9 protein-coding genes and 2 pseudogenes are annotated in these 12,793 nt (G+C 64.4%); 4 read left to right on the forward strand and 7 right to left on the reverse strand.

Going from position 1 to position 12,793, the window contains the following annotated elements; translation table 11 throughout:
• Window positions 1–25: 25 nt before the first annotated feature.
• The gene (locus FJ957_RS30285; protein ID WP_246686010.1) at window positions 26–700 is read left to right on the forward strand and encodes a class I SAM-dependent methyltransferase; all 675 of its coding nucleotides are present in this window, start codon (window positions 26–28) and stop codon (window positions 698–700) included.
• Window positions 701–704: 4 nt separating this feature from the next.
• On the opposite strand, the pseudogene FJ957_RS30290 reads toward FJ957_RS30285, so the two are convergent.
• A pseudogene (locus FJ957_RS30290) lies at window positions 705–896 on the reverse strand (helix-turn-helix domain-containing protein); the annotation flags it as partial.
• Window positions 897–1,116: 220 nt separating this feature from the next.
• Between FJ957_RS30290 and FJ957_RS30295 the strand changes: the two are divergent.
• Entirely contained in the window at window positions 1,117–2,577 is a 1,461-nt protein-coding gene (locus tag FJ957_RS30295) for a phospholipase D-like domain-containing protein (RefSeq protein ID WP_140836862.1), read from the forward strand.
• Between the two features lie 24 nt (window positions 2,578–2,601).
• The gene (locus FJ957_RS30300) at window positions 2,602–3,411 is read left to right on the forward strand and encodes an endonuclease/exonuclease/phosphatase family protein (RefSeq protein ID WP_181177513.1); all 810 of its coding nucleotides are present in this window, start codon (window positions 2,602–2,604) and stop codon (window positions 3,409–3,411) included.
• A gap of 11 nt (window positions 3,412–3,422) precedes the next feature.
• Here the strand turns inward: FJ957_RS30300 and FJ957_RS30305 are convergent, their stop codons facing one another.
• The 5 genes and pseudogenes from FJ957_RS30305 to FJ957_RS30330 all read right to left on the reverse strand — a co-directional run bounded on the left by FJ957_RS30305 (window position 3,423) and on the right by FJ957_RS30330 (window position 10,019).
• Window positions 3,423–5,387 carry a glycoside hydrolase family 127 protein gene (locus FJ957_RS30305; protein WP_140836831.1) on the reverse strand — a complete coding sequence of 655 codons (1,965 nt, stop codon included), beginning with the start codon at window positions 5,385–5,387 and terminating at the stop codon, window positions 3,423–3,425.
• 18 nt (window positions 5,388–5,405) lie between these two features.
• The gene (locus tag FJ957_RS30310) at window positions 5,406–6,263 is read right to left on the reverse strand and encodes a carbohydrate ABC transporter permease (RefSeq protein WP_140836833.1); all 858 of its coding nucleotides are present in this window, start codon (window positions 6,261–6,263) and stop codon (window positions 5,406–5,408) included.
• Window positions 6,263–7,183 (reverse strand): sugar ABC transporter permease, encoded by a 921-nt coding sequence (locus FJ957_RS30315; RefSeq protein ID WP_140836834.1) that lies wholly within the window; start codon window positions 7,181–7,183, stop codon window positions 6,263–6,265. Before FJ957_RS30315 ends, FJ957_RS30310 begins: the two co-directional genes overlap by 1 nt.
• Before the next feature lie 462 nt (window positions 7,184–7,645).
• Window positions 7,646–8,894 (reverse strand): annotated as a pseudogene (locus FJ957_RS30325) (sugar ABC transporter substrate-binding protein).
• A 75-nt stretch (window positions 8,895–8,969) separates the two neighbouring features.
• The gene (locus tag FJ957_RS30330; RefSeq protein ID WP_140836837.1) at window positions 8,970–10,019 is read right to left on the reverse strand and encodes a LacI family DNA-binding transcriptional regulator; all 1,050 of its coding nucleotides are present in this window, start codon (window positions 10,017–10,019) and stop codon (window positions 8,970–8,972) included.
• A gap of 500 nt (window positions 10,020–10,519) precedes the next feature.
• On the opposite strand from FJ957_RS30330, the gene FJ957_RS30335 reads away from it, so the two are divergent.
• Window positions 10,520–11,734, forward strand: coding sequence for an outer membrane beta-barrel protein (locus FJ957_RS30335; protein WP_140836839.1), 1,215 nt, complete (start codon window positions 10,520–10,522; stop codon window positions 11,732–11,734).
• A 172-nt stretch (window positions 11,735–11,906) separates the two neighbouring features.
• Here FJ957_RS30335 and FJ957_RS32025 read toward each other — a convergent pair.
• Window positions 11,907–12,793: hypothetical protein (locus FJ957_RS32025; RefSeq protein WP_181180776.1), on the reverse strand; the 887-nt coding region annotated here is incomplete at its 5' end.

The following is a 12,793-nucleotide window of genomic DNA, read 5'->3' on the forward strand; positions in this document are numbered from 1 at the left end:
CTCGGCATCCGGAGGCCGCGCGGACATGTTGGACAACTATGAGGTGGACAGGTTCGGCGTGATCCACCAGATCGACTTCACGCCGATCAAATACGACAAGAAATACATCTCCTACTACGAGGACCTGAGCGACCGGACCATCAAGCTCGGCTATCAGCGGCTTGGCTGGGTGCTCGGCATCACCGGGGAGATTCCTCGTTCCGTGCTGGAAATCGGATATGGCACCGGCACATTCATCGAAGCCGCCAGGATAACCGGCGTCGCCGATTGCGCCGGCTGCGAGATCGCTGAATTCCCCCTGCCCAAGGGGGTTCGCTTCGTCGATTGGGATCAGGCCCTCGCCGGCACCTGGGACCTCGTCGCCATGTTCGACGTGCTCGAGCACATCCCGGATCTCAGTTTCCTCTCGCGCCTTCAGACCCGTCACCTGGCCGTCGCCGTCCCCTATTGCCGCTGGCGCGAGCTCGGCGCCGACGGCGATACATGGTTCGCCAAGTGGCGCATGCGGCTGCCCAACGAGCACCTGCACCATTTCGACCGCGACTCGCTGGTAGCGCTCCTCGCGGCCAGCGGCTTCGAGTGCGTGACGCTGAACTGCTTCGAGGACGAATCAGGCTGCGGCCCGGCGAAGCGGGTCCGAACATTCTGTCGGGCTTCTTCAGGAAGCCAAAGGCCCCTGAAGCCGGCTGAGCGCCAATAGCGGACTACTCCGCCCAGGCGAGCTCGCCCAGGTGACGACGGACCCAGTTCATCTCCTCAGAAGCCGTCCGTCCAAAATGCCGCTTGAAGTCGCGGCTGAACTGAGCCGCGCTCGCATAGCCGACCGAAGCCGCGAGCTGAGCGATCGTGCCCTTGCATACGATCATCAGTCTTGCCTCGTGCAGCCGCATCGCTTTCGGAGTGGCTCCGTTCGGCGTTCGGGTTACAGCCGCCTGCCCCGGCTCTTTCCGGACGGACTGGGCCCGGGCGCTCTATGCCTGGGAAAAGACGGGGTCGGTCGCGGAACTGGCCGAGCGCATGACCACGGTTCTTGCCACCCGGTCTCAGGTATCCGAAGGAGCGCGGGAACAACCCACCCGCATTGCCTTCCGCGCCGGCTCGCACAATAGTCGGCCGATGTTCGAGGCGATTGCGAGTCACTGGTCGACGCTTATCCTGATCCTGTCGCTGGCGATGGCGGCGGTGGGGATCGTGCATGCCATCATGACGAAGGAGGACGTGCGCGCGGCCACCGGCTGGGTGGGCGTGATGCTCTTGTCTCCCTTTCTCGGCGCGATCATCTACGCCATCGCCGGCATCAACCGCATCCGCCGCGCGACGATCAGCGCCATGCGTCCCGTTTCCAGCGAGGCGGCCGCCGCCAGGCACGACCGCGACGTCGCGCTCGAAGCCTTGATCAGTGCCGAATACGGCCAGCGTTTTACCGGACTGAAGACGCTTGGCGACAGGGTGGCGCGGCGTCCGCTCACATCGGGAAACACCATCGCCGTGCTCAAGACCGGCGACGAGGCCTATACGGCGATGTGCCGGGCGATCGACGCGGCGCAAAGAAGCGTGCTGCTCGAAACCTATATCTTCGACAATGACGCGGTGGGCGCGCTTTTCGTCCAGTCGCTGGGCAATGCCGTCAAGCGCGGCATCACCGTGCGGGTGCTGATCGACGCCGTCGGCGTGCGCTACTCGGTGCCCAGCATCCTGAAGCAGCTCAGGGAAGCTGGCGTCACCGTCGATCTCTTCAACGGCAACATCGTCATGGGCCTGAGACTTCCTTATGCGAACCTCAGGACCCACAGGAAGATCCTGATCGTCGACGGCACGCTGGCGTTCACGGGAGGCATGAACATCCGCAAGGGATTCTCGGCCGAATTCGCCGGTTCCGACAGTTCGCGCGACACGCATTTCGAAGTCACCGGGCCGGTGGTGGCCGATCTGTTCTCGGTTGCCGCCGAGGACTGGCGCTTTGCCGGCAACGAGGCCCTGAAAGACGGGCCCTGGCAGGTCGAGCGCGCGGTGCCGCCGCCCGGACAGCCGATGCTGGTGCGCGCGGTGGCGACCGGACCGGACGCGTCCAACGAAACCAATCTCAAGCTGCTGATGGGCGCATTTTCGGTGGCCCGCAAATCGATCCGCATCATGTCGCCCTATTTCCTGCCGGACCGCGAATTCATCAGCGCGCTGACCACGGCCGGCCGGCGCGGCGTCGAAATCGACATCGTCGTGCCGGCGGTGAACAATCTCTTCCTCGTCGACCATGCGATGACGGCGCAGTTCGACCAGGTCTTGAAGCACTATTGCCGCGTCTGGCGCCATGAAGGCTCGTTCGACCATTCCAAGCTGATGGCGATCGACGGCGTGTGGGCCTATGTCGGCTCCTCCAATCTGGACGCCCGCTCGCTCAGGCTGAATTTCGAGATCGACATGGAAGTCCTGGATGAAAACTTCGCCGCCGAGATCGACGCCCGCATCGCGGCGGCCATCTCCACGGCCCAGCCGGTGACGCTGCAGACGCTGAGGGAAAGGCCGTTCATAATCCGCGTCTTCGACCGTTTGCTGTGGCTGGGATCGCCCTATCTTTAGAGCAGGAAATCGAGCGCCGGGATCATGGAGATAGACGACATCAAAGGACGCAGCCTGCCCGAGACCGTGCTGCTCTCGATCCGCGGCAGAAGCGCGCGCAAGGCGAGGGCGACGCCGCGCAAGCGCGTCAACGGCGCCGAGATCGTCGTTGCCTCCTACAACGTCCACAAATGCATCGGCACCGACCGCAGGTTCGATCCGGATCGGACGGCGCGCGTCATCCGCGAAATGAGCCCCGACGTGATCGCGCTGCAGGAGGCCGACAACCGCTTCGGCGACAGGGCCGGGCTGCTCGACCTTGCCCGCCTCGAACTGGAGACGGGGCTGGTGCCGGTGCCGGTCAGCGGCAACGGCAAGGGGCATGGCTGGCGCGGCAATGTGCTGTTGTTCAAGCGCGGCAGCGTGCGCGACGTCCATCAGATCAAGCTGCCGGGGCTGGAGCCGCGCGGCGCGCTGGTCGCCGAGATCGATCTCGACGAGAAACGGTCGCTGCGCGTCATTGCCGCCCATCTCGGCCTGCTGCGCCGCTCGCGCTCGGAACAGGCCCGCGTCGTGCTCGACATCATGAACAGCGCCGACGAAAGGCCGACGCTTTTGCTCGGCGACCTCAACGAATGGCGGCTCGGCAACCGCTCGGCGCTGAACACGCTGCACACGACCTTCGGCCCGACGCCGCCGGCGGTGCCGACTTTCCCATCCGGCCTGCCGGTGCTGGCGCTCGACCGCATCATGGGCAACCGGCACGATCTGGTCTCGGCGGTCGAGGCGCATGACACGCCGCTGTCGCGCGTTGCCTCCGATCATTTGCCGCTGACGGCCTTCGTGCATCTTTGAGATAGGCTGCCCTACCCCTCCCTTAGCCAGACCAGCATCTCGCCGGGGTCGCGGTTGTCCCAGGCGAAATAGGGAACGGCCTTGAGCTTCGTCTCCTTCGTCGCCGGCGGTTCGGGGCGATAGAGATCGTGACCCCAGTTCTTCGTTTCGGCCCGGCTGCCGATGGCCGAAAGCGTGACCACGCCGCCGAGCAGGGTCGGCTCCTTGTGCGCCTCGAGCTTGGCCGTGCGCGATAGCGCTATGCGATGCAGCTCGCCGCCATTGTCGGTTTCCTCGACGCAGTAGATCAGTGGGCCGCGCGCCAGCGCGACGCGGCCGATGTCCTGCCGCACCTGCGGGTTGGCGAAGAGGCGCGCCATCGACATTTCGAGATCGAGCTCGACCTTATCGCCCTGTCGCCATTCGCGGCGGATCGCGGCATAGCCGTCGGCCGTCGCCGCTTCGAGATCGACCAGCTTGCCGTTGATCCGAAGCGCTGCCTTGCGGCACCAGGCAGGCACGCGCAGATGAAGCGTGAACGCAATCGGCGCCTCCGGCCCGACCTCGATCGCGACCGCGCCATCCCAGGGATAGTTGCAGGTCTGGACCAGGGTAACCTGCCGGCCGGCGATCTCGAAGCGCGCGGTCGAATCGCCATAGAGGTGGACCGCCAGCGCATCGTCGGCGAGTCCGTAGAAATAGCTGCCGATCGAGGCCACCATGCGGCCGATATTGGGCGGGCAGCACGGGCAGCGGTGCCATTTCCAGCGATGGTGGCCGCCCCGGCTCTCCAGCGGGTTCTCGTAGAAGAACAGCGAGCCGTCGAGCGACAGGCCCGAGATCGAGCCGTTGTATAAAGCGCGCTCCATCATGTCGGCGTAGCGCGCGTTCGGACCCATGCCCAGCATGCGGCTCGCCCAGAACACCAGGCCGACCGAAGCGCAGGTCTCGGCGTAGGCGGTCTCGTTGGGCAGGTCGTAGTCGTTGGTGAAGCCTTCATTGTCGGCCGACGGACCCAGACCGCCGGTGACGTAGAGGCTCTTCGTCGTGAGATCGTCCCACAGCCGCTCGAGCGCCACCTTGAGCGTATCGTCGCCATATTCGGTGGCGATGTCGGCCATGCCGGAATAGAGGTACATGGCTCTCACCGCATGGCCTACGACCTTGTCCTGCTCGCGCACCGGCTTGTGCGACTGGTTGTATTCGTAGGTCTTGAAATGGAAATCCTTGGGGTCGGCGCCGCGCGCCAGCGCCTCCTCATCGAAGTAATGCGGCTGCTGGCCGCGCTGGTCGATGAAGTATTTAGCCAGCTTCATATACTTATCATTGCCGGTGACGCGGGCGAGCCGGACCAGCGCCAGCTCGATCTCCTCATGGCCGCAATAGCCCTTCCGCTTGCCGGGCTCGGGACCGAAGGTGTCGGCGATATGGTCGGCGTAGCGGCTCATGATGTCGAGCAGCTTGCGTTTTCCCGTCGCCTGAAAGTAAGCGACGGCGCCCTCGATCAGATGGCCGGCGCAGTAGAGCTCGTGGCAGTCGCGCAGGTTCGTCCAGCGCAGGCCGGGCTGGATGCGCTGGTACCAGCTCGACAGATAGCCGTCCTCCTGCTGCAGCTTGCCGTACATGTCGATGACGGCGTCGATCTTCTTTTCCAGATCGGGATTTCGGCGGCGGTAGAGCGAATAGGCCGCGGTCTCGATCGTCTTGCCCCAATCGGAATCCCAGAACATCTGGGTGGTCACGGTGCGCGCGGTAAAGCCGTCGCTGACATGGAAGGGGATGACGACGCCCGGCGACGGCACGTCCGGATCGATCTGCTCCAGCATGCGGGCCTCGACGCAGCGGTCGTAGAGGATGCCGGCGGTCCTGGCGGCGACCGCGTCGACACGGTCGCCCCAGAAGCCGCGGACATCGACCTGCGGCACGGGAAGCGGCCGGAAGGCAAGCTTCAGCCTGGCGGAGGTGTCGGTCTGCGCGGCGGGCAGCGATGCGGTCATGATTTCACTCCATTCGAATTACTTGACGGCCCCGGCCATCAGGCCGCGGATGTAGAAGCGCTGCAGCGCCAGGAAGAGGATCAGGCAGGGCACCATCATCACCGTGACGCCGGCCTGCACGGCGCCCCAGTCGATGGCGCCGAAGCGGCCGGACTGAAGCGCCGTCATCATCACCGGCAAGGTGAATTTGGACTGGTCGGTCATCAGCACGAGTGCTGCCAGGAACTCGTTCCAGGCGCCGAGGAAGGCGAACAGCGCGATGGTGACGACGCCCGGCCAGACCAGCGGCAGCATCACCTTCACCAGCATGGTGACGTTGTTGGCGCCGTCCATGCGCGCGGCCTCCTCGATCTCGCGCGGCACGGCGTCGAAGGCGTTGCGCATCATGAAGATCGAGAACGGCAGCTGCAGCGTGACATAGACGCAGACCAGCCCGGTCAGCGTGTTGTGCAGGCCCAGTTTCGTCAGCACCAGGAAGATCGGCGTCAAGATCGACTGGAATGGGATCATGATCGTCGACAGGATGAGGACGAAGATGAAATCCCGGAACGGAAAGCGGAAGCGCGAAAAACCGTAGCCGGCGAGCACGCTGACCAGCACCGAGAGCAGCACCGTCATCACCGAGACATAGATGCTGTTCTGCGCCGAGACCCAGAGCCCGTCGCCGAAAGAGTTCAGCGTCTGATAATTCTCGATCGAGAAACCGGTGGTCGGCCAGGGCGGCAGCGGCGGCTGGCGCGCTTCCTGCGCCGGTTTGAAGGTCGACAGCACCGTCCACACGATCGGCGCCAGAAACAGCACCGAGGCGACGATGCCGGTCGAATGCCTGGCGAGGCTGAAGGCCGCTTTGCGGTTTTGCGACATCGTCTCGGCCATCAGTCGAGCCCCTCGGGCTTGCGCAGCAGCCAGAGCTGGATGAGGCTGAGCGCCACCAGGATGACCAGCAGCACCATCGAGAGCGCGGCACCGTAGCCGAGCTTGAACGAGACGAAGGACTGGTTGAAGATCCAGTAGACCGCCGTCAGCGTTTGGTTGCGCGGGCCGCCGCGCAGGATAATGTAGAACTGGTCGAAGGCGAGGATCGAGCCGGCGACCGACAGGATCAGCGCCAGCGCCAGCGTGCGGCGCATCAGCGGCAAGGTAATCGCCCTGAACCTGGCGAACGGGCCGGCGCCATCGATGACGGCGGCCTCCTGCAGGTCCTGCGGGATCGATTGCAGGCCGGTCATCAGGATGATCATGGTGAAGCCGGCGACCTTCCAGACCACCATGGCGATGATCGACCAGAAGGCCGGCTGGAAGGTGGCGAGAAGATTGACCTTCTTGCCGGTCAGGCCGAGGTCGAAGGCGGCCGGGCTGAACAGACCGGAATCGACATTCAAGAGCCATGACCAGAGCAGGCTCGCCGACGCGAAGCCGACCACCGCCGGCATGAAGAAGGCGGTGCGGTAGAGATTGGTGAGCGGGCGCGGCCGCTCGATGAAGATCGCCAGCGGGAAGGCGACGGCGAAGATCGCGATGGTGACGATCACCGTATAGTAGAAGGTGAATTTCAGCGCATTCCAGAAGCGCATGTCGCGCAGGATGGCAAAGTAGTTGTCGAGGCCGATGAAGGAATGCTCGCCCATCAGCGGCCAGTTGTGCAGCGACATCCACGCCGTCATGCCGAGCGGGATGACGAAGAAGACGACGACAAGAGCGACAGCCGGCGCGACATAGAGCAGGCCAACCCATTGCCGGCGGCTGACGCTGATGCGTGCGCGGACGGGCGCGGAGGTGGTGGCGATGGCGGTCATGGCTGGGCCTCCCCTTCTCCCCTTGCGGGAGAAGGTGGATCGGCGCGCAGCGCCGAGACAGATGAGGGGTGTTCCAGCGGAGTGAGGCGTCGGCGTTCCCTGGAGCGCCCCTCATCCGACCGAGCTTCGCTCGGCCCCCTTTTCCCACAACGGGAGAAGGTGGAGCCAGCCCGCCGGTGCCCCCTCACCCGGATTGCCGACCGGATTGCGAAGGGCAATCCGGGGCAATCCGACCTCTCCCCAAGGGGAGAGGAGATCGAAAGCGTCGGCGCCAAACTCTTCTCCCCACCGGGGAGAAGGTGACCGCGAAGCGGCCGGATGAGGGGGGCTTTTCTCAACGCGTCAGTCCCTGCCATTCAGCGATGGATCATCCGGCCGCCCGACCAGGGAGACGGGGCGGGCGGCCGGTCAGAGCCTTGGCGGCGAGGCGTTGCGCGATCCTCGCCGCCGGCTGGCCCTGGTCTACCTGTTCGGCGCCTGGTCGATGATCGACTGCATGGTCTCCTGCGCGTTCTTGATGGCGCCGTCGACGTCGTCGCCGAAGAAGACTTCGTTGATCATCTGCGTCCACGGCCCGTTGGCGGAGTTGATCAGGTCGTTGAACACCACCGAATAGGGCGTCCTGCCCTTGGCCATCGCCTCGGCCGCCACCTGGTAGCGCGGGTCGAGATCCTTCAGCGCATCCTTGGCGATGTCGTTGCGCACCGGCAGGCTGCCATATTTGGCGAGGATGGTCTGGCCCTCGAGCGAATAGGCGAAATCGAGGAATTCCTTCACCACGGCGATCTTCTTGGTGCCCTTGGTGACGACGAAATTGTCGCCGCCGGCGAAGGATGACCAGCCGCCATCCTTGCCCGGCAGGAAGGTGATGCCGTAGTCGACGTCCGGGTACTGCGTGTTGAGTGCGCCGATGGCGAAGGCGCCCGACGGGCGAGATGCCGATCTTGCCGCCGGCGAAGGCGGCGAAGAAATTGGCGCCGGTGTCGGTCTGCGCGCCCTCGGGCACCAGCCCTTTCTTGACCATCGAACGGTAGAGGTCGATCGCGCCGCGCAGCTGCGGGCTGTCGAGCGTCGCCTTCGAACCGTCCTCGGACAGGATGTCGCCGCCCGAGGCCCAGATCAGCGGCGTGAAGGTGAAGATGTTGCAGCCGCCGCAATTGCCGGAGAAGTAGAAGCCCTTGATGTCGCCGCCAAGCGCATTGACCTTTTCGGCGTCGGCCTCGATCTCGGCCCAGTTGGTCGGGCCCTTCTCAGGGTCCAGCCCCGCCTGCTTGAACAGCTTCTTGTTCCAGATCAACACCGAAGCGTCGGCCGAGAACGGCAGGCCGTAGATGCGGTCCTTGTAGGTGCCGGTCTTCACATGCGCCGGCGACAGGCTCGAAAAATAGGGCAAGGATTTCGCCCAGTCGGTGATGTCTTCCAACTGGCCGGCGGCGGCGAAGGAGGGCGTGTAGATGAGATCCAGCGAGAGCGCGTCGGGCGCCGTGCCGCCGGCGGCGGCCGCGCCATATTTCGGGATGATCTCGGCGTTGGGGATGATGTCGAGCTTGACCTGGTCCTTGTTCGTCTTGTTGAAGGCGTCGACGATGCGCGGCATGAAGTTCGAGCCGTCGGCGCGCACCCAGATGTTGGCGGTCTCGGCGGACGCCGCCTGCAGGCCGCCGCCGATGACGGCCGCGGCCAAGGCCAGCTTGGCAAACATGGTCTTCACGTTACTCCTCCTCATGGTTCTCCTCCCTGTTCTGGCCACGCCGCCCGGCTTGTTCGGGCGCGCGGCCTTGTTACTTCATTGCGGCGGACTGCCGCATGACTGACGCACCACCAGCCGGCACGGCAGTTTCCTGATGCCCGGCGCGGCCGGATGGCCCTCGACGAGCGAAAGCAGGGCAAGCCCGGCCTCGCGCCCGAGGCTCGCCAGGTTCATGTCGACGGAGGTCAGCGGCGGACGCGTCGCCTCGGCCACGATCTCCCAATTGTCAAAGCCGATGACGGCGACATCGTCGGGCACGCCAATGCCGCGCTCGCGCAGCGCATCGATAACGGCGCGGGCGATCTGGTCGTTGCCGCAGAAGACGGCGTCCGGCCAGCCTTCCCTGCCGGCCTTGCCGAACAGTCTTGCCACCGCATCGTGACCCCAGGCTTCCGACCAGGCGCCGAGCAGCGGCTCGCTCAAGGCCAGGCCGTTCTCGTTCAGAACGTCGCGATAGGCCTCGGCCCGCATATGCACCACCGCGAAGCTCGCCGGTCCGGTGACGTGGGCGATGCGCCGCCGCCCGACCCGCACAAACTGCTCGACCGCCAGCCGCGCGCCGCCGGCGTCGTCGGAGACGAGGCCGACCGCGCCGGGATCGGGCTGGGTGAAGGCGTAGACGACCGGAATGCGCAGGTTGGAGAGATCGACCGGCAGATGGCGGTCGATGCGTTTTCCGGTGGCGACGATACCGTCGACGCGCTTGTCGAGCATGGCCTCGACATGCAGTTGGCCAAGCCGCTGGTCGTCTTCGACATTGCACAGGAACACCGACACGCCCTTGTCGACCAGCGCATCCGAAACGCCGGCCATCAGCGGCAGCGAGAAGCGGCCATAAGTATCGTTGGTGAGCAGCCCGACGGTGAAGGAGCGTTTTCGCAACAGGCTCTGCGCCAGGCTGTTCGGCCGGAAGCCGAGCAGCCGCGCCGTCTCGCGGATGCGCTCGCGCGTCTCGGCGGTCATGCGTCCCTGCCCGTTCAGCGCCTTGGACGCCGTCGCGACGCTGACGCCGGCCGCGGCCGCGACCTCGCGCAGCGTGACCGGCGGCTTGGCGGAAACTGGCGCTGGCTCGGCGTCGGTGGACATGGGCGCGGCGGATTCCTTTAGCTGAGAAAAGGTTTTCTCTTATCGCCCCGCGCTGTGATGACGGGTGAGGTCAGCGGGCGCGGGGCGAGTTGGGAAAAGGTTTTCTCAGACGGAGATTAGGGAATGTTGGCGGGGTTGGCAAGGGGGATGACCAGGATCGAGACGAGGGCAAGATCGCCCAGGAGTGAGCGCCAGATCTCGGTCATGACTTTCCAGCTCCTTTTTCCGATAGATACCGGCAAAACCTGTCCGAGGTCTAAAGGACCCTCCACATCGACCCCGCTGGAGTGATTGCAGCGGTCCGGCTGGCCATTTTTGGGAGCATCGCCTGTTTGTGCCTGTCGTTGCGGCAGTTTGCCCATGGGTGTGGCATTTCTGCCACCACAAATTTCAACAACTCCTGCTAGAACCTCGTCGGGTTTAAATTGGGGTTATGGGCTATGCTTACTCGCTTTTCCGCGAAATCTGTTTTGTTGGGGGCGGTTTCGGCCGTCGCTTTGATGTCGGCCGCGCATGCCGCCGACGTGATCCAGGAGCAGGCGGCTCCCGGCTTCAACTGGAGCGGCGTCTATGTCGGCTTCGGCGTCGGCGCCGGCGCAACCGTTCACCAGCTCAGCGTTCCTGGCGTGAGCTTCAACGGCATCGGCGGCAATGGCGTGTTCGGCGAACTGTCGGCGGGCTATGACTACATGGTCAGCGAACGCTTCCTGCTCGGCGGCTTCATCGACGCCCACTACGGCAATATCGGACCGTCGCTGAGTGCATCCGGTTTTCTCGACGCCGACCTCCAGAACGTCTACGGCTTCGATGCCGGCTTGCGCGCGGGCTATCTGCTGAACCCGAGCACCTTGGGCTATGTGCTCGGCGGCTATGGCTGGCAGCATTTCAAGCTTGACGGGTCGATCGGCGGCGGCGGGTTCAGCTTTACCCAGAATCGCAGCGGCTATGTGCTTGGCGTCGGCATGGAGACGGTCCTTCGCGGCAACTGGACGCTGAAGACCGAGTATCGCTACGCAGACTATGGCGACAAGTCGGTGCTCGACCTGGGTGGCGCGTCGCTGAACATCGAGCCGTCGACCCACACATTCCTCATCGGCGCCAACTACCGGTTCAATGCCCAGAATGGCGGCGGAGCCTCGTTTGCCGCGCCGACCTACAACTGGACCGGTTTTTATGTCGGCGGCGCCCTCGGCGCAGGCGCCCAGGTGCATGACCTTTCGATTACGGGAGGTGAGTTGGACGGCATCGGCGGCGAAGGCGTGTTCGGCGAGGCCAGCGTCGGCTACGATCAGGACTTCGGCGCCTGGGTTGCCGGCGTTCAGTTCGACGCGCGGTATTCCGGTATCCGCTCCAAGCTCGATCTCGGCCCGCTCACCATCAAGGGCGACGCCGATTATGGCTTCGATGCACTGGCGCGTATCGGCGCGAAGGTCAACGAATCGACGCTGGCCTATGTCATCGGTGGTTACAGCTGGCAGCACTTCAACCTGCATGGTTCGGTCGCAGGCGGTGGCAGCGGCGATATCTTCGATTGGGGCTCCAGCGGCTTCTCGATCGGCGGCGGCCTCGAAACGGCCGTTTCCAACAACATGACGGTCGGTCTCGAATATCGCTATTCCCAGTACGAGAAGGAAGACTTCGGCTCCGGCGGCTTCCTCGAAGACACCCCGCGGATCCAGACGGTCCGCGTTGGCGCCAAGTACAAGTTCAACTAAGCAAAGGCCTCCAGCCAAAGCAAAAGAAAAGCCCGCCGAATGGCGGGCTTTTCTTTTGCCGGATTGTCTTGCAGGTCCGCGACCTGGGACGTGCGCGTGCGATCAAAGGCAGTTGAGCGATCGGGGCAAGGTCCCCCCGATCACCGTTTGGACGAGAGTAGCGTACAGCCCGCTAGACGAGAAAGACGCTGGCGTCCGGATGCAACTGATTGTTCATCGCATCGAAGGCGTTGGCGACGTCCTCGATCCCCGGTTGACCGGTCACGCCGAAGTTGGAGGTTGGGGCGTTGGTGTCGTTAAGGACGTCCCGCACCGCGGCAGCCACCTCATCCGGTTGGAGCGTGTGATCGTGGTTTGTGTCCATCTGGTTGAGAACGTTGATGATGATCGGGTTCGAACTGGTCGCCGCGGAGAAACTGAAATTAAGCTCCGTTTTACCGCCGGGGCCGTCGGGCACGGCATTGACCGCAGCGGAGAGAAAAGCTGCCGCCGATGAGCGTTCGAGGTGGTTAATGCCGCCACCCTTGGCTCCCAACGCATCCGCGATCGAGGGCGTTTTGGGGATGTCGTTCTTGTCCTGGAAACCGAAGATGGTTTCGAAGGAGGTCTTGGAGGTCCAGCCCGAATGGAACTCGCCCAACTCCTGATTCAAGATATCGATGTGGTTCTTCCAGAAGCCAGGCGTCAAGCCTTGGCCGGGCGGTGGCAGGAAGTTGGTGAAGTCGTTGCCGGTATCGACGCCGCCGCTGCCGGGGTTGTCGACCGTCTGCACGAGGATGCCGGTCTGCTCGGAGCCGTCAGGCACCACTTCGTAGATGTTCTTGCCGACATCGGCCAGCGTCAGACCGCCGATCGACCAGGCGCCGCCGGCCCCCGTCGTCGCCGTGCGGTCGCCCGCAGTCAAGGTCCCGCTGTTGTCCTCGTCGATGAAGATCGTCACGGGATCGTGCGACCAGGGAGTGTCGTCGCCGGTCTTGCCGTCGCCGGTCAGGTCCTCGTACTTCGTGCCCGAGACCGAGAAGTCGCGGAAGTTGGTGAAGTCGTTGCCGCTGTCGGTGC

This window comes from Mesorhizobium sp. B2-4-6 (assembly GCF_006442775.1).
Taxonomy (GTDB): Bacteria; Pseudomonadota; Alphaproteobacteria; order Rhizobiales; family Rhizobiaceae; genus Mesorhizobium.

Excerpts from the sequence above, each read along its gene's own strand:
- FJ957_RS30285 (WP_246686010.1), top strand. The coding sequence starts at position 26 with ATGTTGGACAACTATGAGGTGGACAGGTTCGGCGTGATCCACCAGATC.
- FJ957_RS30295 (WP_140836862.1), top strand. The coding sequence starts at position 1,117 with ATGTTCGAGGCGATTGCGAGTCACTGGTCGACGCTTATCCTGATCCTG.
- FJ957_RS30300 (WP_181177513.1), top strand. The coding sequence starts at position 2,602 with ATGGAGATAGACGACATCAAAGGACGCAGCCTGCCCGAGACCGTGCTG.
- FJ957_RS30305 (WP_140836831.1), bottom strand. The coding sequence starts at position 5,387 with ATGACCGCATCGCTGCCCGCCGCGCAGACCGACACCTCCGCCAGGCTG.
- FJ957_RS30310 (WP_140836833.1), bottom strand. The coding sequence starts at position 6,263 with ATGGCCGAGACGATGTCGCAAAACCGCAAAGCGGCCTTCAGCCTCGCC.
- FJ957_RS30315 (WP_140836834.1), bottom strand. The coding sequence starts at position 7,183 with ATGACCGCCATCGCCACCACCTCCGCGCCCGTCCGCGCACGCATCAGC.
- FJ957_RS30330 (WP_140836837.1), bottom strand. The coding sequence starts at position 10,019 with ATGTCCACCGACGCCGAGCCAGCGCCAGTTTCCGCCAAGCCGCCGGTC.
- FJ957_RS30335 (WP_140836839.1), top strand. The coding sequence starts at position 10,520 with ATGTCGGCCGCGCATGCCGCCGACGTGATCCAGGAGCAGGCGGCTCCC.